Origin of the sequence: Ensifer oleiphilus (assembly GCF_013371465.1) — a bacterium.
GTDB lineage: Bacteria > Pseudomonadota > Alphaproteobacteria > Rhizobiales > Rhizobiaceae > Ensifer > Ensifer oleiphilus.
Genome location: NZ_JABWDU010000002.1, coordinates 1,163,736 through 1,176,328 on the forward strand (window position 1 = coordinate 1,163,736; position 12,593 = coordinate 1,176,328).

Annotated in this window: 10 protein-coding genes; all 10 read right to left on the reverse strand. The window is 61.6% G+C overall.

The annotated features are described in order from the left end of the window. Positions 1 to 65: 65 nt before the first annotated feature. Positions 66 to 410, reverse strand: a complete 345-nt coding sequence (locus HT585_RS12375; RefSeq protein ID WP_173423889.1) for a DUF6867 family protein — start codon at positions 408 to 410, stop codon at positions 66 to 68. Between the two features lie 24 nt (positions 411 to 434). After that, a complete protein-coding gene (locus HT585_RS12380) occupies positions 435 to 1,160 on the reverse strand; it encodes an ABC transporter ATP-binding protein (protein ID WP_176353153.1) in 726 nt (241 codons plus the stop codon). After that, positions 1,157 to 2,044, reverse strand: coding sequence for an ABC transporter ATP-binding protein (locus HT585_RS12385; protein ID WP_176353154.1), 888 nt, complete (start codon positions 2,042 to 2,044; stop codon positions 1,157 to 1,159). The genes HT585_RS12380 and HT585_RS12385 overlap by 4 nt, the downstream gene beginning before the upstream one ends. Continuing rightward, on the reverse strand, positions 2,044 to 3,429 hold the full coding sequence (gene livM, locus HT585_RS12390; protein ID WP_176353155.1) for a high-affinity branched-chain amino acid ABC transporter permease LivM: 1,386 nt from the start codon (positions 3,427 to 3,429) through the stop codon (positions 2,044 to 2,046). The genes HT585_RS12385 and livM overlap by 1 nt, the downstream gene beginning before the upstream one ends. Positions 3,430 to 3,433: 4 nt before the next feature. Beyond that, a complete protein-coding gene (locus tag HT585_RS12395) occupies positions 3,434 to 4,336 on the reverse strand; it encodes a branched-chain amino acid ABC transporter permease (RefSeq protein WP_176353156.1) in 903 nt (300 codons plus the stop codon). 291 nt (positions 4,337 to 4,627) lie between these two features. Continuing rightward, positions 4,628 to 7,054, reverse strand: coding sequence for a GcvT family protein (locus HT585_RS12400; RefSeq protein ID WP_176353157.1), 2,427 nt, complete (start codon positions 7,052 to 7,054; stop codon positions 4,628 to 4,630). Positions 7,055 to 7,297: 243 nt separating this feature from the next. After that, positions 7,298 to 7,852, reverse strand: a complete 555-nt coding sequence (locus HT585_RS12405; protein ID WP_176353158.1) for a sarcosine oxidase subunit gamma — start codon at positions 7,850 to 7,852, stop codon at positions 7,298 to 7,300. 10 nt (positions 7,853 to 7,862) lie between these two features. After that, on the reverse strand, positions 7,863 to 10,820 hold the full coding sequence (locus HT585_RS12410; RefSeq protein WP_176353159.1) for a sarcosine oxidase subunit alpha family protein: 2,958 nt from the start codon (positions 10,818 to 10,820) through the stop codon (positions 7,863 to 7,865). Further along, the gene (locus HT585_RS12415; protein WP_176353160.1) at positions 10,817 to 11,095 is read right to left on the reverse strand and encodes a sarcosine oxidase subunit delta; all 279 of its coding nucleotides are present in this window, start codon (positions 11,093 to 11,095) and stop codon (positions 10,817 to 10,819) included. Before HT585_RS12415 ends, HT585_RS12410 begins: the two co-directional genes overlap by 4 nt. Before the next feature lie 130 nt (positions 11,096 to 11,225). Then, positions 11,226 to 12,476 carry a sarcosine oxidase subunit beta family protein gene (locus HT585_RS12420; protein ID WP_176353161.1) on the reverse strand — a complete coding sequence of 417 codons (1,251 nt, stop codon included), beginning with the start codon at positions 12,474 to 12,476 and terminating at the stop codon, positions 11,226 to 11,228. Between the last annotated feature and the right edge of the window lie 117 nt (positions 12,477 to 12,593).

Genomic DNA, 12,593 nt, shown 5'->3' on the forward strand with positions numbered 1-12,593 from the left:
CCCACCTTAATTCGCGCCGGTATTTCTTTCGCACCGGCCGCGGCGGCCGGCGCGCGCTGTTCCCTTTATTTGGCTTTCCAGGAGAAAGGCGAAGCCTTCTCATAGAGCCAATAGTAGTTATTGGTCATTTGCTTGGTCCGGTAGTACCGGAAACCTACGGTAGCAAACAACAAAAGTACGACCGTGTCTACGATATAGTAATGCAGACTGAACATCGTGCCTTCAAAGAGGGCGTGGTGCACAAAGCGGATGCCAAGCCCCAGAAGCGCCACGTAGACAAAGAGGCGCGGAAGCTCCTCCCAGCCTTCGGCGACGCTCTTTCCCGTTCTCCAGGCAGTCCAGCCGCCCAGAACACAGGTGATGAAAAGAAACTGCCAGATCGACACTTCTTCGTAGAGAATACCCTGCATGTCACAAACTCCAGATGCTGCGCATCAATGGCGGCCGCCTTCGAGATAGGCCGCGCGGACTTCCGGATTGGCGAGCAGTTCCTTGCCCGAGCCGCTCATCGTCACGCGTCCGTTGACCATGACGTAGCCGCGGTCGGAAAGCTTCAAGGCGCCGAACGCATTCTGCTCGACGAGGAACACAGTGAGCCCCTCCTCCTTGTTCAGCTTCTTGATGGCTTCGAAGATACCCTTGACGATCAGGGGTGCCAGGCCGAGCGACGGTTCGTCCAGCAGCAGGAGTTTCGGACGCGCCATCAGCGCGCGGGCGATCGACAGCATCTGCTGTTCGCCGCCGGAAAGCGTGCCGCCGCGTTGTGCCTGACGCTCCTTCAGCCGCGGAAACAGCGTGAACACCTTCTCGACGTCCTCGTTGAAGTATTTGAGGTTGTCGAGGCTTGCACCCATCTGCAGGTTTTCGAACACGGTCATGCGCGGGAAGATTCGACGGCCTTCCGGCGACTGCGCGATGCGAAGACGCGCGATCTCGTGCGTCGGCATGCGGGTGATTTCCTCACCCTCGAACATGACTGCACCGGTGCGCGCCTGCGGGCTGCCGCAGATGGTCATCATCAGCGTCGACTTGCCGGCGCCGTTGGCGCCGATCAGGCAGACGATTTCACCACGATGCACTTCGACGTCGACGCCGTTCAGCGCCCGGATATTACCGTAGTAGGTCTCGACGGCTTTTACTTGCAGCAGAGGCGCGCTCATGGCTTGGAGCCTCCCTGTCCGCCTTCGATTTCCTCGATCTCTTCAATCACCTCTTCAACCTCTTCATCCTCGACACCCAGATAGGCCGCAATGACCCTCGGATCGTTCTTGACGAAATCCGGGTTGCCGTCGGAAATCTTCTGGCCGTATTCCAAAACGACCACGTGGTCGGAAATCTCCATGACCACCGACATGTCGTGCTCGATCAACAGGATCGAGGTACCCGTCTCGCCGCGGATGCCCTGCAAGAGCTCGTTGAGCGCCAGCGATTCACGCGGGTTAAGGCCTGCGGCCGGTTCGTCGAGGCACAAGAGCTCCGGCCCGGTGCACATGGCACGGGCAATCTCAAGGCGACGCTGGGCGCCGTAAGGCAGATCGCCGGCCGGGTCGTCGGCGCGATCGACCAGAGACGCCCTTTCCAGCCAGTGGCGGGCAAGCTCGATCGATTCCTTCGAGGCCTGTTTATAGGCCGGAAAGCCCAGCAGCCCGAGGAAGGTGTAGCCCGACGCCTTCATCAGCTTGTTGTGCTGGGCGACCAGCAAGTTCTCGAGCACGGTCAGGCCGGAGAACATCCGGATGTTCTGGAACGTGCGGGCGACCTTTGCCTGCTTGGTAATCTCGAAATCCGGCAGGCGCTCCAGCAGATATTCCTTACCGGATTTCTGCTTCATGGTGATCATGCCCATCGTCGGCTTGTAGAAGCCGGTGATGCAGTTGAACACCGTGGTCTTGCCGGCTCCGTTCGGGCCGATCAGCGCGGTGATATCACCGCGATAGGCCTCGAAGGAGAAGTCGTTGATGGCCATGAGACCGCCGAAGCGCATCGACAGGTGCTCAACCGAGAGAATGGGGTCTTTTTTCATTGTCGTTGTCTCGAGGGCCATCAGCCATGCCCTTCCTTGGTGAAGCTGCCGGAGATCGCCTTGCGCTCGCGCAGGAACGCTGTCGGTTCACGCGAGCCGACGAAGCCGCGCGGTTTCCAGACCATGACGACAACCATCGCCAGACCGAAGATGAGCATGCGGTAGAGTTCCGGCGTGAAATCCGGGCCGAAGATCGCCTTGAGGAAGGACAATTCGCGCAGGATTTCCGTGCCGCCGATCATCACGGCGGCCGCAATCGCGATGCCGGTGAGCGAGCCCATGCCGCCAAGAACCACGATCGCCAGGATGACGGCGGATTCGAGGAAGACAAAGGATTCCGGCGAGACAAAGCCTTGGCGCACAGCGAAGAACGCGCCGGCAAAACCACCGAACATCGCACCCGTCGCAAACGCCGTCAGCTTGGTCGTGACCGTGTTGATGCCGAGAGAGCGGCAGGCGATCTCGTCTTCGCGCAGCGCTTCCCAGGCGCGGCCGATCGGCATGCGCCGAAGGCGGATGGTGACATAGGCGGTCAGAAGGGCGAGTGCCAGGATCAGATAGAACAGGAAGATCTTGTAGTAGGCCGACGACATGGAAAGCCCCATCATCGCCGCAAAACCATCCTTCGATGCGTCGAACTTGATGCCGAACAGCGTTGCCTTGGCAATGCCGGACACACCGAACGTTCCCTTCGTCACCTCGGTCCAGTTTATCAGCACCAGGCGGATGATTTCCCCGAAGGCGAGCGTGACGATCGCGAGATAATCCCCCCTCAGCCTCAGGACCGGGAAACCGAGGATCATGCCCCAGAAGGCGGCAAGGATGCCGGCGACCGGCAACAGGATCCAGAAGGACAAGCCGAAATAGGTGGACAGCAGCGCGTAAGAGTAGGCGCCGACGGCATAGAAGGCGACGTAACCAAGGTCGAGCAGGCCGGCGAGACCGACGACGATGTTAAGACCCCAGGCGAGCATGACGTAGATCAGGATCTGCACGCCGAAGTTATCGACCCATTTCAGCGAACCCTGCACGCCGACAAGCGCGAGAATCACCGGTGGGTAGAAGATGAGTGCCACAATCGCGATCTTCGAAAAGTGACGCTTGAAGAAGGTCTCTTCTTTGACGACGCTGTCTGCCTCCGCCTTGGCCGCCTTGCGGCGCGCCATGGCCGGCTGGACATAGGCGACCATGAGGAACCGGCCAACGGCGGCGACGATCACGAAGATCGAGAGCAGCCCCCAGCGCTGGTTGAGCACCAACTCGTTGCGGATGTTCTGGTCGGATTTCAGGCCGACGAACAGCACGAAGAGGCCGAGAGAGATCAGGCCCGCGAAGACAGCCTCGCGCAGGGCCCGCGCCGTCAGGTCACTGCCGGCGCTTGCAGATGTAGAAGCAATGTTTGCCATTGATTTATACCTTCTCGACTTCCGGTCGTCCGAGTATGCCAGACGGCTTGAAGATCAGGACGATTGCGAGAATGGAGAACGTCGCAACATCCTTGTAGTCGATGGTGAAATAAGCGGACCAGAGGGACTCGATGAGGCCGATCAGCAACCCGCCGAGAACAGCGCCCGGCAAGGAGCCGATGCCGCCAAGAACAGCTGCAGTAAAGGCCTTGACCCCCGGAACAAATCCGTCGGTGAAGACAACCACACCATAATACATCAGGTACATGGTGCCGGCGACAGCGGCGAGCGCCGCGCCCATGATGAAGGTCACCGAGATGGTGCGGTCGACATCGACACCCAGAAGTGCCGCCATCTTGCGGTCCTGTTCGGTTGCGCGTTGGGCGCGACCGAGCGGCGTCTTGTTGACGATATACCAGAAGATCGAAAGCAGGACCGCCGTGATGATGATGATGATGATCTGCTTCAGCGAAATCGTGATGCCGAACACATCGTAAACCGAGGAAACCAGCGGCGGGATCGGCTTGTTGCGCGGGCCCTGCGTGACCTGGATGAAGTTCGACAGCGCAATCGACATGCCGATCGCGGTGATCAGCGGCGCCAGGCGGAACGAGCCGCGCAGCGGCCGATAGGCCACTTTCTCGATCGTCCAGTTCCAGAGACCTGCGGTCAGCATGGCGACGACCATCATCAGCAGCAGGGCAAGTACAACCGGGACGCCGGCGATGAATGTTGTGAGAAGCAGAAAGACAATCAAGGCGGCAAAACCGCCGAGCATGAAGATATCGCCGTGGGCGAAGTTGATCATGCCAATGATGCCGTAGACCATGGTATAACCAATTGCGATCATACCATAAATAGACCCAAGAGTCAGCCCGTTGACGAGCTGCTGGACGAAATACTCCATCAATCTTCCCCTGGACCAGATCCATAAGGTCCGGTCTCTTGTTTTTTGAGCTCATTGTTGAGCGTTCTGTTTGATCGATTCCATACCTCTTTCAAACGAAAAGAAAAGCTAAAAAACGTGGGAGTGGCAAAATCTTCGCCGATAAAATCGATTTGACGCTTTTGCAGTCATAAAAAACAAAAGAAATGCACGCCTCGCCTGCGAAATAGTCAACTTTAGTCTAAAACCGCGTGCAATCTCGCCTGTGGATGAATCGGCAAGCAACAAGACCAGCTTGCCGAATCTCCCCGATCAAGCGCGCATGCGCTCGCCGTTCGCGTCGAACAGCGGGTAAGGTTGCAATCGCGCGGTCAGGATCTCGCCGAGCAGTTCGACCGCCCAGCCCGTCTCCTGATCAGCGATCTCCTTTGGCACGTAACCGAGCGCCACCGAAACGCCGCTCGCATGCGCATAGCCGCCGGATGTCACCCATCCGCGCACGGCACCGTTGAAATAGATCGGTTCATCGCCGATGACATCAGCATCGCGCGTCTCAAGCAAGAAGGTGCGCAGGCGAAGATGTCCGCCTTCCATCTTTTCGGCGGCTGCCGCCGCCTTGCCGATGAAGTCCGCCGGCTTGCCGAGCGCTACGAACCGACCAAGACCGGCCTCCAGAGGACCGTAGAGTGGCCGATATTCGCGAGACCAGCTGCCGAAGGATTTTTCCAGGCGCAACGCGTTGAGGGCTCGAAGACCAAACAGCCGGATGCCGAAAGCGGCCCCCTTCTCCAGGATTAGATCGAACAGATAGCGCTGGTACTCCGGCTTCGTCCAGATCTCATAGCCCAGATCGCCGGTATAGCTGACGCGGCCGACGATGACGGGCGCCATGCCGAGATCCATCCGGCGAATGTCCATGAAGGCAAAGGCCCTGTCGCCGACGTCGAGATGGGTCAGCGCCGCCAGCACGTCCCGCGCCTTCGGCCCGGCGATCGACAGGCCGATCAGTTCAAGCTTCAGCGGGCGGATCGAAACCGAGCCATCATCCGGCAGGTGCGCCTCGAACCAGCGCATATGGTAATCCTCGGCAATGCCGGAGCCGATGAGGAGGAAATCCTGTTCATCGAGCTTGGCGAGCGTGAAGTCGCCGATCAGCTTGCCGTCGTCCTTCAGCATCGGCGCCAGCGACATCCGGCCTTGCGCCGGGATACGGCAGGCCAGCATCCGGTCGAGCCAGGCTTCGGCCCCCGCCCCCTTGATCTCGTATTTGGCAAAGCCGGACGTCTCCATCAGCCCGACCGAAGCGCGCACCGCACGGGCTTCGTCACCGACCGTGTCGAAGTCTGTCGACCGGTGCCAGGAGAAGTGGTCCTCGACGCCGGGAGGGGCAAACCAGAGTGGCGTTTCCAGACCGTAGGAGGCGCCGAACACGGCACCGGCCGCCTTCAGCCTGTCGTAGATCGGCGTCGTCAACAGCGGCCGCCCGGCCGGCAGCTCCTCGTTCGGATAGCGGATCGAGAAGCGGCGCGAATAGTTCTCGCGGACCTTGGCGTTGGTGTAGGCGAGCGTGGCGAAGTCGCCATAGCGTGCCACATCCATGGCAAACACGTCGAAGCCCGGATCGCCGTCGATCATCCAGTTGGCAAGCGCCAGGCCGACGCCGCCGCCCTGGCTGAAGCCGGCCATGACGGCGCAGGCAGACCAGAAATTGCGCAAGCCCCTGACCGGCCCGACCAGCGGATTACCATCCGGCGAAAAGGTGAAGGGGCCGTTGATGACCTTCTTGATGCCGGCCTTGTTGAAAGCCGGGAAATGCCGGAAACCGACTTCGAGCTCCGGCGAGATGCGGTCGATGTCTTCGGCCAGCAGCTCATGACCGAAATCCCAGGGTGTGGTCACCGGCGACCATGGGCGGCAGGCCTTCTCGTAGGTGCCCATCAGCATGCCGTTACGCTCCTGGCGCAGGTAGATCTCACCGTCGAAATCGACGCAGTGCATCAGCTCCTTGCCGCGCGTCTGATTGAATTCGATCACCTCGGGCATGTCCTCCGTGATCAGATACATGTGCTCCATCGCCAGCACCGGCAGCTCCAGCCCGACCATGCGGCCCACTTCGCGCGCCCAGAGGCCCGCGGCGTTGACCACATGCTCGGCGATGATCTCACCCTGATTGGTGATGACCCGCCAGGAGCCGTCGTCGCGCTGCACCAGATCCTCGACCTTGGTGTGCAGATAGATCTCGGCGCCATTCTTCTTGGCCGACTTGGCATAGGCATGCGTCGTGCCATAGGGATCGAGATGGCCCTCGACGGGATCGAACACCGCGCCGACGAACTGATCGGGGTCGAGCAGCGGCATCAGGTCATGCGCTTCCTTCGGCGTCAGCAGCTCGGCCTCGAGCCCCATGTACCGGCCCTTCGCGAGGATCGACTTCATCCAGTCGAAGCGCTCCTTCGTAGCGGCCAGCATCATGCCCGAGGTCATGTGCAGGCCGATATCCTGGCCGGAGTACTCCTCGATCTCCTTGTAGAGTTCGACGGTGTATTTCTGCAGCTTGGCGACGTTGGGGTCGCCGTTGATCGTGTGCATGCCGCCGGCCGCATGCCAGGTCGAGCCGGAGGTCAGCTCCGAGCGCTCCAGGAGCACCACGTCGGTCCAGCCGAACTTCGTCAGGTGATAGAGGATCGAACAACCAACAACGCCGCCACCGATGACGACAACTCTGGCATGGCTTTTCATGCGCACACTCCACTTTCCCGCGCCTCGGGGCGAGGCGCGGCTCAGTTTCCAGGGAAAAAGGATCAGGCACGACTGCCGTCCGCCGAGGTCCGTTCTGTACTGGAACGGCAAGTGGCGAACAGGCAAAAGCCTAGTCAGAAAGACGGCTGCGATAAAGACGTGGCTGCGAAGGACGCTTGTCCGTTTCCGCCATCCGCTGGCGGATCGGCGACCCAAATGCGGCATTCGATGCCGCATTTGTTTTTAGTCGGAAAAGGCAGCCGAGAGATCGAACGGACGACCCATCGTCATCAGGTCCTCGAACAGCGATTCGGCAAAGCTGCGCGAAACGATCAGCTCGAAGACATCCTCACCGATGCGCGAAAGGTTGACGGCGATATGGCCGCAAAGCACGTTGGTGCTTCCGCCGAGCGCAAAGGCTGAGGGGTGAAGATCAACGCCGATGCCCTTGGCAAGGATCTGTCGCGCCGACGGCCCGGAAAGGCGCATGAGAACGCGGCCGTCGCTTTGGTCGACCACATGCGCCTGCGTGCCGCACAGCATGTCGAGACGGCGCATGAGGCCAAGGGGCGTGTCGACGCCGGACACCACCAGCCACTCGCCGGGACCGCAATAGCGCAACGACAGATCGGGCGTCGACGAAAGCGCCCGCTCCACCGCTGCCTCAAGCCCGACACTGGCAAGCACCGTGGCAATCGCCTGCCAATGGCCAACTTCGAGGTGATCCGCATTTGCGGGCTTGGGTGTGCCGCGCAGCTTCTGGTCGAGCGCATGGCGGTTGTTGTAGTCGCGAACCATCACCGCCTCCTCAGGCTTTCAGCTTCTTGTTTTCAGGATCGACGAACGCCGGGTCGCAGACCTCCGCGATCATCTCGTGATCGCGCAGCTTGTCCCAGACGACGATCTTCTCGCCATAGCGCTCGCGCCCGGACTTGAGGAAGGCGAGCGCGATGTGATGTCCCAGCACCGGCGAGTAACCGGCGGAGCTGACCCAGCCCTGATCGTTGAGCGTCGACGGCTTCATGCCCTCTTTCAGAAGATGAGCCCCGGCACGCATATCCTTGTCCCTATCGACCGGCTTCAGTCCGACAAGCTGCATTCGGTCCGCTGCCGTCAGGCCGTAGCGTGCCGACAGGTGCTTGCCGATGAAATCGGGTTTCTGCGCCGAAACCATGCGCCCGAGCCCGGCATCGTCGGGCGTCACCCGGCCGTCGAACTCCGCGTGGGTCAGATGTCCTTTTTCGAGCCGCAGAACGTTCAGCGCCTCGACGCCGTAGGCGCAGATACCATGCGCACGTCCCGCTTCCATGATCTGCTCGGCCACCGCCTCGCCGTAGCCGGCGGGAACGGCCAGCTCGAAGGCGAGTTCGCCGGAAAACGAGATGCGGAACAACCGGGCATTGATGCCGCCGCGAAGCACCATCGAACGCGCCGCCAGGAACGGGAAAACCGCTTCCGAGATATCCTCGTCGATCAACTGCTGCAGTACGTCGCGCGCTTTCGGCCCGGCAATCGCCATCTGCGCCCATTGATCGCTCACCGAGCAGAAGCGGACCTTGAGATCGGGCCACAGCACCTGCGCGCAATAGTCCATATGGGACATGACGGCGCCGGCCATGGCGGTGGTCGTCGTCACGAAGAATTGGTCTTCCGCCAACCGGCTCACGGTGCCGTCGTCGAAGACGAAGCCGTCCTCGCGCAGCATCAGCCCGTAGCGGGCCTTGCCGACCGGCAACTTGAGCATGGGATTGCAATATAGCCGGTTGAGAAATTCCGCCGCGTCAGCTCCGAAAACCTCGATCTTGCCGAGTGTGGCGACATCGCAGAGCCCGACATTGGCGCGAACGTTGAGCACTTCGCGGTCGACGCTTTCCCGCCAGGTCTTTTCGCCGGCGCGCGGGAACCAGGCCGAGCGGAACCACAGGCCGGAATCGACGAAGGTCGCACCGTTCTTCCTCGCCCATTCATGCAAGGGCGACTTGCGGGTCGGCGTCGCGTGGCCGTCGCGGGAAGTGCCCGCCAGAGCGCCGAAAGACACCGGCGTATAGAAAGGCCGGAACGTGGTGGTGCCGACCTCGGCCGGGCTCACGCCGCGCATGCCGGCGAGAATACCGACCGCATTGACATTGGAAAGCTTGCCCTGGTCGGTTGCCATGCCGCTGGTGGTGTAGCGCTTGGCATGCTCCACATGGCCAAAACCTTCGCGCAACGCGAGGCCGAGATCCCTGGCATGCACGTCGTTCTGGAAATCGACAAAGGCTTTCGACTTGGCGCCTGGCACATACCAGAGCGCTGCAAACGAAGGCTCTGCCTCGTTCTCGATGACCGGCAGCGACGCTTCGGCGGCGTTGAAGCCCAGCTCGACGGCAATCGTCGTCGCCTTTTCGGCACCGTCGCGCAGGCAGCCGGAAAGCGTGTAGACACCATTGGCGGATCCGACGACACGAAGGCCGCCACCGACATCCGGTGCTGAAAATGCCTTCAAATCCTCCGACCACACCGGCCGAGCACCGCGCTGGCAAGCGAGATGAATGACCGGGCTCCAGCCACCGGACATGCCGAGCGCATCGCAGGCAATCAGTTCCTCGAAACCGGAGCGCTCGATGACGATGCCGGAAAGCCGCTTGCGGCCCTTGGTGTCGACGATCGCGCCGGAGCGGATCACCCGCACGCCATCGGGCGCTGCCTCAGTCGCCTCAGGCCGGCTGTCGACGATCGTCGAGACCGTCACGCCCCTGGCCACAAGGCCGCGCGCGGTGCGATAACCACTGCTGCCGCTGGTGAAAATCGCCACCGACTTGCCTGCTGATACGCCATAGCGCTGGGCATAGGTCCCAATCGCGCTGGCCATCATGACGCCGGGACAGTCATTGCCGCCGAACACCAGCGGCCGCTCTTCGGCACCGGTGGCGAGCAGCGCGCGCTTGGCGGCAATGCGCCAGACGCGTTCGGTGGGCAGCGTGGCCGAGGGTTCGGCCACATGTTTCTGCACCCGCTCGACCGCGCCGAAGACATTGTCGTCATACCAGCCGAAGACCGTGGTGCGCGGCAGAAGCGTGACGTTGTCGAGCGACAGCAATTCGGCAACGACCCGTTCGGCAAAGGCCGGTGCAGGCGAACCATCTATCGTTTCCGTTTCGCCGAGCAGCGATCCGCCAAGTCGAAAATCTTCATCCGCAAGGATGACCCGAAGACCGGCGCGGCCGGCCGTCAGGGCAGCCATCAGACCCGCCGGGCCGCCGCCGACAATGAGCAGGTCGCAAAAGGCCCAGGACTTTTCGTAGCTCTCCGGATCGCGCTCGAGCACCGCCCGGCCGAGACCGGCCGCCCGCCGGATCACAGGCTCATAAAGCATTTCCCAGAGCTGGCGCGGCCACATGAAGGTCTTGTAGTAGAAGCCGGCACCGAGAAACGGCGAAAGCAGGCCATTGACCGCACCGACATCGAAGCCGAGCGAGGGCCAGCGGTTCTGGCTCTTCGCCGTCAGGCCGGCATAAAGCTCGGCCACGGTCGCCTTGGTGTTCGGATCGCTGCGGGCGCCCGAGCCAAGGGTCATGAGCGCATTCGGCTCCGATGGCCCGGCGCTGACAATGCCGCGCGGACGGTGGTACTTGAAGCTGCGGCCGACCAGCAACTGGTCGTTGGCAAGAAGCGCTGAGGCAAGCGTGTCGCCGGCAAAACCGCGCAGTGGCCGACCGTCGAAGGTGAAGCTCAAAACCTTGCTGCGATCGAGAAGACCGCCGGAGGACAGGCGATAGGCGGTCATCGCCGTACCTCCCGCGCCGCGGCAGCACCATCGACAACCGAATAGACCTCGTGGGTGACGGTATCGCGCTCGACAACGAGGAAACGGCGACAGCCGGCAACGTGATGCCAATGCTCAAGCGTCCGGCCCCGCGGATTGACGCGCACATAGACATAGTCATGCCAGGCCGCGTCCGATGCCGACGATGCCGGCCGAATGAGCGACGCATCGCCGCGAACTGCGAACTCTTCCTTCGGGCGGACCCCGCAATGGGGACAGGTGATCAGGCTTGCCATTGTCTTCCGTATCCTGGAGCCTCAACCTGGCTCGCTCATGTTCCTGGTCAGCCGGATGGTCGTCATCCGGCAGGCGCCGCTCTAGAGCATCTTATCCGCTTTCAGTGATTCCACTTGAAAGCGGGATGCTCTAGTGAAGATTGGGTTGCGGTCCGGCACCGGCCTCGTCGACCGCATAGCCGCGCGCAAAACGATCGAGCCGCAAGGCCCGCGCCACCGGATGCGTATCGTTTCTGGCGATCAGATGCGCGAAGCAGTAGCCGGACGCCGGCGTCGCCTTGAAGCCGCCGTAGCACCAGCCGCAATTGAGGTAGAGGTTGTCGATCGAGGTGCGGTCGATGATCGGCGAACCGTCCATGCTCATGTCCATGACGCCGCCCCAGGCGCGCAGCACCCGCACGCGCGACAGGCCGGGGATCATCGACACCCCCTCCTCCATCACGTGTTCGGCCGTCGCCAGATTGCCGCGCTGGGCATAGGAGGAGTAGCCGTCGATCTCCGCGCCGAAGACCAGCCCGCCCTTGTCCGACTGCGAAATGTAGAAATGGCCGCCGCCATAGACGATGACGTGATCGATGCAGGGCTTCAGCCCCTCGGTTACGAAGGCCTGCAGCACATGGCTTTCAAGCGGAAGCTTCAGATCCGCCATCTCGCCAACCTGCGAAGAATTGCCGGCAGCCGCCAGCGCCAGCTTGCCGCAGCCGATGAAGCCTTTCGACGTCTCGACGCCGGTAACGACGCCGTTCTCGCGGCGGATGCCGGTCACTTCGCAATGTTCGATGATGTCGACGCCGTGCTGGTCGGCGCCGCGGGCATACCCCCAGGCGACGGCATCGTGGCGGGCGGTGCCCGCGCGCCGCTGCAGAAGGCCGCCGAGGATTGGATAGCGCGCATGGTCGTAATTGAGGAAGGGGATCATCTTCTTCAACTGTTCGCGCTCGATCAGCTCCGCCGACACCCCTTCCATCCACATGGCGTTGCCGCGCCTGATATAGGCGTCGCGTTGCCCGTCGCTGTGATAGAGCATGATCACGCCGCGCTGCGACAGCATGACGTTGTAGTTCAGGTCCTGCTCCAGCCCTTCCCAGAGCTTCATCGAAAACTCGTAAAAGGGCTCGTTGCCGGGCAGCATGTAGTTGGAGCGCACGATCGTGGTGTTGCGGCCGACATTGCCCGATCCGAGATAACCCTTCTCGAGCACCGCGACGTTCTTCACGCCGAATTCCTTCGCGAGATAGTAGGCGGTCGCAAGACCGTGGCCACCACCGCCGACGATGATCACGTCATAATGGGATTTCGGCTGCGGCTGTCGCCATTGCTGCTTCCAGTTCAGGTTTCCGGAGAGGGCGTTCCTGACGATCGAGAATGCGGAATAACGCATGAAGGCATCCAGTTCAGTTGCGTCGGCACATTTGCACAGCCGGCGCGAGGAGCAAAGATGCAAGCTTCTCGCAGGTGCAAAAATCAAGTCGGCCTTTTGCCGCAACCGCCGAAATCC

Excerpts from the sequence above, each read along its gene's own strand:
- HT585_RS12375 (WP_173423889.1), bottom strand. The coding sequence starts at position 410 with ATGCAGGGTATTCTCTACGAAGAAGTGTCGATCTGGCAGTTTCTTTTC.
- HT585_RS12380 (WP_176353153.1), bottom strand. The coding sequence starts at position 1,160 with ATGAGCGCGCCTCTGCTGCAAGTAAAAGCCGTCGAGACCTACTACGGT.
- HT585_RS12385 (WP_176353154.1), bottom strand. The coding sequence starts at position 2,044 with ATGGCCCTCGAGACAACGACAATGAAAAAAGACCCCATTCTCTCGGTT.
- livM (WP_176353155.1), bottom strand. The coding sequence starts at position 3,429 with ATGGCAAACATTGCTTCTACATCTGCAAGCGCCGGCAGTGACCTGACG.
- HT585_RS12395 (WP_176353156.1), bottom strand. The coding sequence starts at position 4,336 with ATGGAGTATTTCGTCCAGCAGCTCGTCAACGGGCTGACTCTTGGGTCT.
- HT585_RS12400 (WP_176353157.1), bottom strand. The coding sequence starts at position 7,054 with ATGAAAAGCCATGCCAGAGTTGTCGTCATCGGTGGCGGCGTTGTTGGT.
- HT585_RS12405 (WP_176353158.1), bottom strand. The coding sequence starts at position 7,852 with ATGGTTCGCGACTACAACAACCGCCATGCGCTCGACCAGAAGCTGCGC.
- HT585_RS12410 (WP_176353159.1), bottom strand. The coding sequence starts at position 10,820 with ATGACCGCCTATCGCCTGTCCTCCGGCGGTCTTCTCGATCGCAGCAAG.
- HT585_RS12415 (WP_176353160.1), bottom strand. The coding sequence starts at position 11,095 with ATGGCAAGCCTGATCACCTGTCCCCATTGCGGGGTCCGCCCGAAGGAA.
- HT585_RS12420 (WP_176353161.1), bottom strand. The coding sequence starts at position 12,476 with ATGCGTTATTCCGCATTCTCGATCGTCAGGAACGCCCTCTCCGGAAAC.